Raw genomic sequence first — 9564 nt, forward strand, 5'->3', positions numbered from 1 at the left:
TTGTTATTTAAATGGACATCTCCAGAATTTCCTCGGAGGTATCCGTGTTTATATTGATCTGTTTTGCCGTAATAATATAGTCAGACAGGCTTTCAATGTCCTGTTTTGTAAAAAGCTCTTTCAATGGTATCTCCAGATCAAATCCCTTTTGAATCTCAGCTACCAACTCTGTTGCTTTTAATGAATTACCTCCCAACTCAAAGAAGCTGCGGGTTACACTGATGGTTTCAGGGTTGGATTTCAATACATCTGCCCAGATGTCTACCAGTTGTTCTTCTATTTCGTTTGATGGCCCTACATACGCTGCACTGCTCACCAGCTCAGGGGCGGGCAGGGACTTCCTGTCTATCTTCCCATTTGGGGTAAGCGGAAATTTGTCCAGGTGCATGAAGTAAGAAGGGATCATGTAGTCGGGCAGGCTTTGCGAAAGGTGGGCGCGAAGGTCTACAGGTTCTATCATCGAAGCCGAAACGTAGTAGGCTACCAGTATCTGCTCGCCAGAGTCTCCGTGAGCGTAAACAACTGCTTCTTTGACCTCTTCATGGGTCTGTAGCTGGCTCTCTATTTCACCCGGCTCGATACGATAGCCTCGTATCTTCACCTGGTTGTCCATTCTGCCCAGGTATTCGATAGCGCCATTAGGCAACCATCTTGCCAGATCTCCGGTGCGGTAAAATCTGCCTCTTACTCCGGCAGGGTCGCTTACAAAGCGCTCTTCTGTTAAGGGTTCATTTTGCCAGTAGCCTCTGCCAACTCCCTGGCCGCCTATGAGAAGCTCTCCGGCTATCCCCACGGGCTGAAGGTGTCCTTCTTCACTTGCGATCAGCATTGTGGTATTGGCTATCGGTGTACCGATATCAATTCGTTCTGCGTTGGTAAGTTCCTGAATCGATGACCATACTGTAGTCTCGGTAGGGCCGTACATGTTAAAAATCCTGCCCTCGTATTGGCTGTGCAGGGTCTGAAGCAGGTCCGCAGGGAAGCCTTCTCCGCCCACCATTAGCGTGTCTATGTTTTGCAAGGCTTCCGCCGCATGGCTGGAAGACAGTAGCATCTTCAGATGCGATGGGGTGATCTGCATCTTGTTGACGCCACCCGCATTTATAAGTTTACAAAGCGCATCGGGGTCTTTCTGATCGCTGTTGCCTGCCAGCACAACATGATACCCCTGTAGTAATGGCAACAGGCTTTCCAGTACGAAGATATCAAATGAGATCGTGGTCAGGCAGAGCATCCGTGAGCCTTCCTCCATCGGGATGCGGCCGGCTATGCCTTCTACAAAGTTGATCACATTGCTGTGCTCGATCATCACGCCTTTTGGTCGTCCGGTAGACCCGGAGGTGTAGATCATATACGCCAGTTGTGATGGTGATACCGATACACCAGGGTTAGCTGTATTTTCTTCTGATAATGAGGCTGAGGTAACGTCTATGGTTTGTAGTTGATCTCCAAATTGCTTTGCTCTTTTTTCCAGGTCTGCATCGGTCAGCATCAGGCTTAGACTACTGTCCTGAACAATGTAGTCTATGCGGTCTTCCGGGTAGTCCGGGTCTATAGGCACATAGGTACAACCGGCTTTCAATGCTCCAAGGATGCTGATAAACAGAGCCTCGGTGCGGGGTAGCATGATCCCTACAATAGCTTCGGCAGGAAGGTCCTGTTGCCGTATCTTGTGCGCCAACTGGTTACTTCTGCTGTTCAGTTCTTCGTAGGTAAGGCTTTTGCCTCCGTAGGTTAGTGCAATGGCTTCCTTATTTTCAGCTACCTGTGCTTCAAACGCAGCAACGATGCTGCGGCTTTCATCAAAAGTTAGTGCCGTATCGTTAAAGTTACTTAAGATCAGGCCTCTCTCCTCTTCGGTGATCAGGTCTATATCCGACAACCTGATGTTGACATCGGCCAGAATTGTGGAGACGATCTGATTAAAATAGCTTATAAACCGCTCTATGGTCTCCGGCTTGAACAATGCAGTGCAGTACTCTAAACTTAATGACAGTGAGTCTCTTTTATCTATGGCAAACAGGGTTATATCAAACTGCGAGAGTACTTGTCCTTTGTCATAAGGCCGCAGGGTAAGACCTGGTATTTCGTGTTCCGAGGCCTGGTCTGTCCGGTAGGAGAACATCACATCGAACAATGGATTATGACTTGTATCTCTGGCCAGATGCAGTTCGTCTATAAGCTCCTCATAGGGATAAGACTGATGATCAAAGCAGGCCAGTGTCCTGTCACTGACATCGGTCAGAAACTCTTTAAAACTCATGTCTCCATGAGGTGCGTTTCTAAGCGGAAGTGTATTGACGAACATCCCGATAATCCTTTCCACATCGCTGTGCTGTCTGCCTGCGGTTGGGGTACCTACTACTACATCGGTCTGGCTGCTTAGTTTGGCCAGCAATACATTATACACTGCCAACAACATCATATACATGGTTGTACCTGACTGATCGGCAATAGTTTTTAACTGTCCTGTAACATGGGTGTCAAGTTCAAAGTTTTCTACAGCTCCTTCAAAGCTTTTTATCACCGGTCTTTGAAAATCTTCTGGTAAGTTGAGGGGGTGAACTTCTTCCTGGTACTGCTTCAGCCAAAATTCTTTATGGAGAATGGCCTGCTCTTGTTGTTCGTCACTTTGTTGCCACTCAGCATAGTCTTTATATTGTAGCTGTGGTAGTGGCAGATCGGCTCCATTGTAAAGCTTCATGAAATCTTCAATCAGGATGCTGAAAGACACGCCATCGGAAACCATGTGATGGATATCGACCATCAAAATATGTTTCTCCTGTCCTGTTTTAATCAATCCCACTCTGAACAATGGCTCCTGACTCAGGTCAAATGGACGAACAAACGCTTCGATTATCGACGCAACACCTGCTTCATTGCTTTCGAAGTATTCAATTTCAACATCAACGCTATCGCTTATTTTCTGAGCAGGTTGTCCATTGGCTACTTCTACGAAGGTTCGCAGGCTTTCATGGCGAAGTGCCAATTGGTTAAAGGTATTGGTAAGTTTATCCCGATCTATTTCGCCAAGCACTTCAAATGCCTGGGGCAAATTGTACGCCAACGATTCGCTATCAAATTTATGAAGGAAGTACAACCGTTTTTGAGCAGACGATAATGCATAACCATCCTTTTCAATGGCACGAGGTATTGGTCTGTAATCGTGCGTACCACCTTCTGGTTGGTTGCGTCTTGTTTCATCAATTAACTGACTCAACCGAGCTACGGTTGGATGCTGAAAGAAGTCGTTTAACCTTATCTCTACATTCAGCACCTGATGAATGCGCCCTATCATGGTCAGCGCCTTGAGCGAATCCCCTCCTACTTCAAAGAAATCGTCTTCTACTTCTATATCTGATTTTCCAAAAAAGTTGCACCATAAAGTCAGCACTTCTTTTTCTGTTGGCGTAAGTGTATGGTTTTCAATTTCACTTTTAACTTCCTCTACCGGCTCAAGGTCAAAACTGTTAAAGTCTTTATCTCCCTGACTCAGTTTAGCGGTGATCATTTCGTAGGCATCAACCGCCACCGGGTACTTGACTTTGTCAAAGCCATAAGGAGGCAATGATACTTTTAGCCTTAATTCTTTTTCATAGAAGCTGCTCCAGTCGGGAGCTATGCCGATTTTCCACAACTCACCCAAGCCTGCCAGTAGGTATTCCATATCATGACATGTCTCTTTGGGCGGGCGCACAAGGTTAACCACTTTATGGTGTTTCTTGCGCTCCTGATTTGAACGTACAAAGGTACCCAAGGCATTACCGGGACCTATCTCAAGAAAGCAGGTATGTCCACTTTTCAATAACCCCTCGATACCCATTGAGAAATTCACGGTATATCTAAGGTGGTCCAGCCAGTATTGCGCGGACGAAATTAATCCATGCGTCGCTTTCTCTCCTGTGAGGTTCGATATAAATGGAATTTGAGGCTCACTGATGACTACTTTATCCAATTCAGCACCATACTCCTCGAGCATGGGGTCCATCATGTAGGAATGAAATGCATGAGAAGTATGAATACTCCTGTTTTTATATCCTAAAGCATTTAGTTTGGCGGCAAAGCTGTCAATTGCATCGGCAGTACCTGACACTACACATAATTCGGAGCTGTTAACAGCTGCCAGTGATATTTTTTTGTGCTCATCAATGAGTGGCTTCAGTGTTTTCTCATCAAGTGAGATACTCAACATAACGCCTGCCTGCATTCTTTGCATCAACTCTCCTCGCTTTACTACCAGACTAAGGGTATCCTCCAGGGTGAATACCCCACTGAGGCAGGCTGCCACATACTCACCAATGCTATGACCGATCATTACATCGGGTTTAATTCCCCACTTGATCAATAATTTCGCTAATGCATATTCCGTAATAAATAGTATCGGTTGGGCGTATTCCGTATTATTGATTTCCTGTGCTACATTGGTTTCAAAAAGAATAGCTTTCAGGTCTTTCCCGAATTTTTTACGGATCAGGTCAAAACAGGTATCGGCTTCGATCTTAAAGTCTTCTTCAGCTTCATACAAGCCCTTGCACATGTTGGCATATTGTGACCCTTGCCCTGAAAACATAAATACCTGGGTACTTTGAGGCTTATTTATAAATGAAGCTGTATCTTTCTTTGAAGTAAGCTGATGTACGGCATCCTCTGAATTCTGACAAACAAATGCCTGCCGGTGTTCAAGGTGGGTACGTCCTGTCTGCAAGGTATAGGCAATATCTGCGAGTTTGATGCCTCTATCTTCCCGAATATAATTTGCCAGGTTTTCAATATTACGATTTAAGGCTTCCGGGGTCTTACCGGAAATCAGTAGCAATTGATGGCTCCTGCTATGGGATGACTCCTCTCTTTCGGGGGCCTCTTCCAATATCACATGAGCATTGGTGCCTCCAATACCAAATGAACTCACTCCTGCCCTTAAGGGGTACTTTTCACTTTTCCATTCTTTTAAACCAGTATTGATATAAAAAGGGCTACCGGTAAAGTCAATTTTAGGGTTGGGCTTGCTATAGTTTAGTGTAGGAGGAATTTGTCTGTTTTTCAGCGCAAGTGCAGCTTTGATCAGACCTGAGGCTCCTGCAGCTGCATCCAAATGCCCAAAGTTGGACTTAACCGAGCCAATGGCGCAGTATTGATCTTTACTTTTCCCGAAGGTTCTGTTTAAGGCTTCAATTTCGATGGGATCTCCCAGTTCGGTTGCCGTACCATGCGCTTCTATCAGGCTAATGCTTTCAGGCTCAACTTTAGCCCATTTTTGCGCTCTCATGATGGCCTCGGTCTGGCCGTCGACAGAAGGGGCTGTATATCCAACCTTTTGTCTGCCATCATTGTTTATTCCACTGCCTTTGATAATAGCATAGATATTGTCCTTATCTCTAAGTGCATTTTTCAAGGTCTTCAACACCACAACCGCTGCACCTTCACCTCCAATGGTACCTGAGGCATCCACATCAAAGGTGCGGCAATGTCCGTCTTTGGAGTAGATCATCCCCTCCTGATACTTATAGCCTTTCTTGAATTTGTTGGTAATAGTAATACCTCCGGCTACGGCCACATTACAATCCATCGTCAGCAAACTTTTACATGCTTCATGAATGGCTACCAATGATGTGGAGCAGGCCGTGTCCATATAAACGGCCGGGCCTCGAAGATTCAGACAATATGAGATCCGTGATGACATGAATCGCGGACTGCTCAGCTGTGTGGCTGTAAAAGGATCAACAAGCCCCTTTTGGTTTATTAACTGAGAGTATACCTGCCAATTAATATTGGCTGAAGATCCGGCAAACAGGCCTATCTTGTTTTTGGTGTCTTCAGGGTTACAGGCAGCATCTTCTAATGCCTCCCAAACACACTCGTGAAATAGCCGGGTCTGAGGGTCCATGATCCTGGCCTCATCGGGCCTGTAGTTAAAGAACTGCGCATCGAAATACTCTTTGTCTTTCAGGTAAGCACTAGCCTTGACATATGCGGGGTCATTTATATTATCGATATCTTCTCCTGCCTCCCGGAGTTCATCATCTGTAAAAAAGGTTACAGACTCCACTCCATCTCTCAGGTTAGCCCAAAAGTCGTCAATATTGTTAGCGCCCGGAAACCTTCCTGACATACCTATGATTGCGATCTCCAATCCTGTATACTTTCCCATAATGCCTATAGTCTATTTCACTAATAGATGTTATCGATCTTATTAATAATCATCCATTTGATTAAATATGCTTAGATTGTCCTCCGCTTCCATGAGGTCCTCATCCAGCTTTTCTGCCATCTCTTTAACTCCGGTATCTCCATTGATAATGTGATCGGCAATCTTCGAAATGGTGGTCAGCCTGAACATGGCTGCAACTGAAAAGTCACTGTTAAAATGTTCATTGACCTTATTTTTTAACTCTATTATTCTTATTGAATGTCCCCCCAACTCGAAGAAGTTGGAGTTAACTCCTATCTTATCCGCGTCAAGCCCCAGAATTTCCGACCATATTTCTACCAGTTTGGCCTCCACATCATTGGAAGCCGCCTGATAGGTATCAGAAGTTGTTATTTCTGGTTCCGGAAGAGCTCGTCTGTTCAGCTTGCCATTAGCAGTAAGGGGCAGTTCTTCCATTTGAACAAACGAAGAAGGTATCATATAATCGGGCAATGCATTAGATAAGTACTCCCTCAGTACTTTGGCATCTAATGTTTCATTAGCCACATAATAAACTACCAGGTATTTGCTTCCACTCTTATCAATATCGATGACAACACTTTCATTAATAGACGGATGAACGGCCAGCTGCCTTTCAATCTCTCCCAATTCAATTCTGTAGCCCCGGATTTTCACTTGTCGGTCGATCCTTCCCAAGAATTCGATATGACCATTTTTCAGCCATCGTCCCCAGTCTCCGGTTCTGTACATTCTCCATTGGCTGTTAAATGGATCAACTCCAAATTTTTCATGGGTTAAATCCAGGTTGTTCACATACCCTTTGGCAACCCCTGCTCCGGACACACATATTTCTCCGGCCACTCCAACGGGGAGTAGTTCATTGTTTTTGCCCAGAATAAGTATTCTTTTATTGGCAATAGGCATGCCAATGCTATAATGATCTCCAGAGTAAGGGTATGCGCATGAAGTTGTCCAGATAGAATCTTCGGTCGGACCATAAAGATTAAATACCGCAAAAGGCAAATCTTTTTCAGACTTATAGTTCAGCCTGTCCCCCGCAATGTTCATCACGCGTAGGCTAACGTTACTATCCTCCCAGCTCGCCTTTAAGAGATATTCTGCTATGGCAGTAGGCTGGTATGTAATTTCAATGCTATTATCAGCCAACCAGGATTTCATCAGTGCGGGGTCGAATCTGATTTCGGCAGGAGCTATATTCAAGACTCCTCCAAAAGCCAATGCGGGCCATATCTCGAAAGCAGAAGCATCGAAAATGATGTTGGCAACCTGACTTAACCGGGTACCTTCAACAACATCAAATTTATGCTTAAAATGGTACACCATGTTCAATATTCCCTGATTCATGACCTCCACGCCTTTAGGCTTACCGGTGGTACCGGATGTATAAATGACATAGATGGGATCTTCAGGATTTACCTCAACTGCAATTTCTTGGGATGCCTCCGGTATTTCTTGGTTGACATACACGACCTTCTCCTTTTCAATTCCTGATAAGAAATCTGACTGATGGCTTTTTAGCTCTTCATGAGTCAACAACAATTGAGCCTCGCAATCCGAAAATTTGAGGATATTTCTGGCATCAGCCTCATCAGGCGAGAGGGGCACGTAAGCACACCCGGTCTTCAGTACGGCCAGCATACTGGCGATCAACTCTACCGAAGGGCCGAAAAGCAAAGCGATCCTTTTCACTCCATTCTTATCCCAGATCTCATGGATCTGATGAGCAATTTGATTGGCCTTATGATTTAACTGTCTGTAGGAGACATGATTTTCTCCATATTGTACGGCTATACCTTCAGGGTTTGTTTCAACCTGCCTTTCAAACATGGAAATAACTCCCTTCTCTATCGGGTAATCTGCCTTGGTATCATTAAACTCTTGTAACAGCTGTTGTTTTTCCGAGGTAGTGAGTATATCAATATCCGAAATTCGGATATCCATATCTTCGATGACTGCACTAATAATTTGTTTAAAATAGGTAACAAACCTTTCTACGGTATCGCTTTCAAACAACTCTGTAGAATACTCAAAACTAAACGACAACCCTTGCTCTGACTCCTGGGTTGAGAGTGTAATATCAAATTTTGAGGTTTGGCTCTTCCATGCCTGAGGCTCAAGGGTAAGACCGGGAATCTCAAGTTCGGTCTGACTAAAGTTTTGAAAAACAAACATCACATCAAACAAGGGATTTCGACTGGTATCTCTTGTAACCTGCAAGTCGTCGATCAGCTCTTCGTATTGATAGGTTTGGTGCGCAAAGCATTGATGTGTGTTTTCCTTTACGGAAATAAGAAAATCTTTAAAACTCTGGCTGGAGACTGGGTAGTTTCTCAGGGCTACTGTATTGACAAACATGCCAATCAGGTTTTCCAGATCAGCATGTTGCCTGCCAGCTACCGGTGTACCTATAACAATGTCTTCCTGATTACACAGTTTGGCCAGCAATATGTTATAAATTGCCAGCACTACCATAAACATGGTTGCTCCTTCCTGGTCAGCAATAGTCTGAAGTCTGCCTGCATCGGCTTTGCTTATTTCAAAATCTACAGCCGATCCCCCATGCTTTCTCACAGGTGGTCTTTTATGATCCAGCGGCAATTCCAATAAAGCCGGTTCGCTGGCGAATTGCTCCTTCCAGAAATCTCTTTGTTTAGCAATTTCCTCCTGCTGTTTCTCGCTCTGCTGCCACTCTGCATAATCTTTATAGGTTAATGCTATCGGAGGCAACGTTTCATTATTATAAAAGGTCATGAAATCCTGAATCAGAACAGCTTGCGAAACTCCGTCTGTCACAATATGATGTATATCGACAATCAGCAGATGCTCTTCCTGAGTAGTGCTTACAATACCCACCCTAACCAGAGGGGCGCTTTGTAAATCAAATGGCCTGATAAATTTCTCTGTGGTCAACTGCAATTCACTTTCTGAACATTCTAAGTATTCGATTCCGAAATTTACCTTGTCATGTACTTTTTGCAAAGGCTCATTATTGATCAACTCAAATGAAGTTCTCAGGCATTCGTGTCGCTGTAAAAGCTGTTGAAAAGCATTGTTAAACCTTTCTTTATCAATCGTCCCGGTTAGTCTGACCGTTTGCGGCAGATTATAAACCGTAGATGTACTATCGAATTGGTAAAGGAAATACAAGCGCCGCTGCGCAGAAGACAGCCTGTAATATTCCTTATTTTCTACCTTATCTATTTTTACAAAACTGTTTTTACGAGCTACATCTTCCAGATAGTTTATTAGATACTCCTTATTTTCTTTAATTTCTTGTACCAAGTCGTTGGTCAAAACACCCTGCGGGGCATTTATTTTCAATTTCCCATCGACCAGTGTGAGATTAACGTTAAGCTTCCTAAGTTTTGTTATTATTGCTTTCATTATAAAATATT

The 9564-nt window shown here is 44.2% G+C and carries 2 protein-coding genes; both read right to left on the minus strand.

The window, feature by feature from the left end:
• Nucleotides 1-7: 7 nt before the first annotated feature.
• Nucleotides 8-6148 carry a non-ribosomal peptide synthetase/type I polyketide synthase gene (locus JMN32_RS18040; protein WP_202857765.1) on the minus strand — a complete coding sequence of 2047 codons (6141 nt, stop codon included), beginning with the start codon at nt 6146-6148 and terminating at the stop codon, nt 8-10.
• 42 nt (nt 6149-6190) lie between these two features.
• Nucleotides 6191-9553: a non-ribosomal peptide synthetase gene (locus tag JMN32_RS18045; protein WP_202857766.1), complete on the minus strand. Its 3363-nt coding sequence runs from the start codon at nt 9551-9553 to the stop codon at nt 6191-6193.
• Nucleotides 9554-9564 lie beyond the last annotated feature (11 nt).

The sequence above is a fragment of the Fulvivirga marina genome (assembly GCF_016775155.1).
GTDB classification, from domain to species: domain Bacteria; phylum Bacteroidota; class Bacteroidia; order Cytophagales; family Cyclobacteriaceae; genus Fulvivirga; species Fulvivirga marina.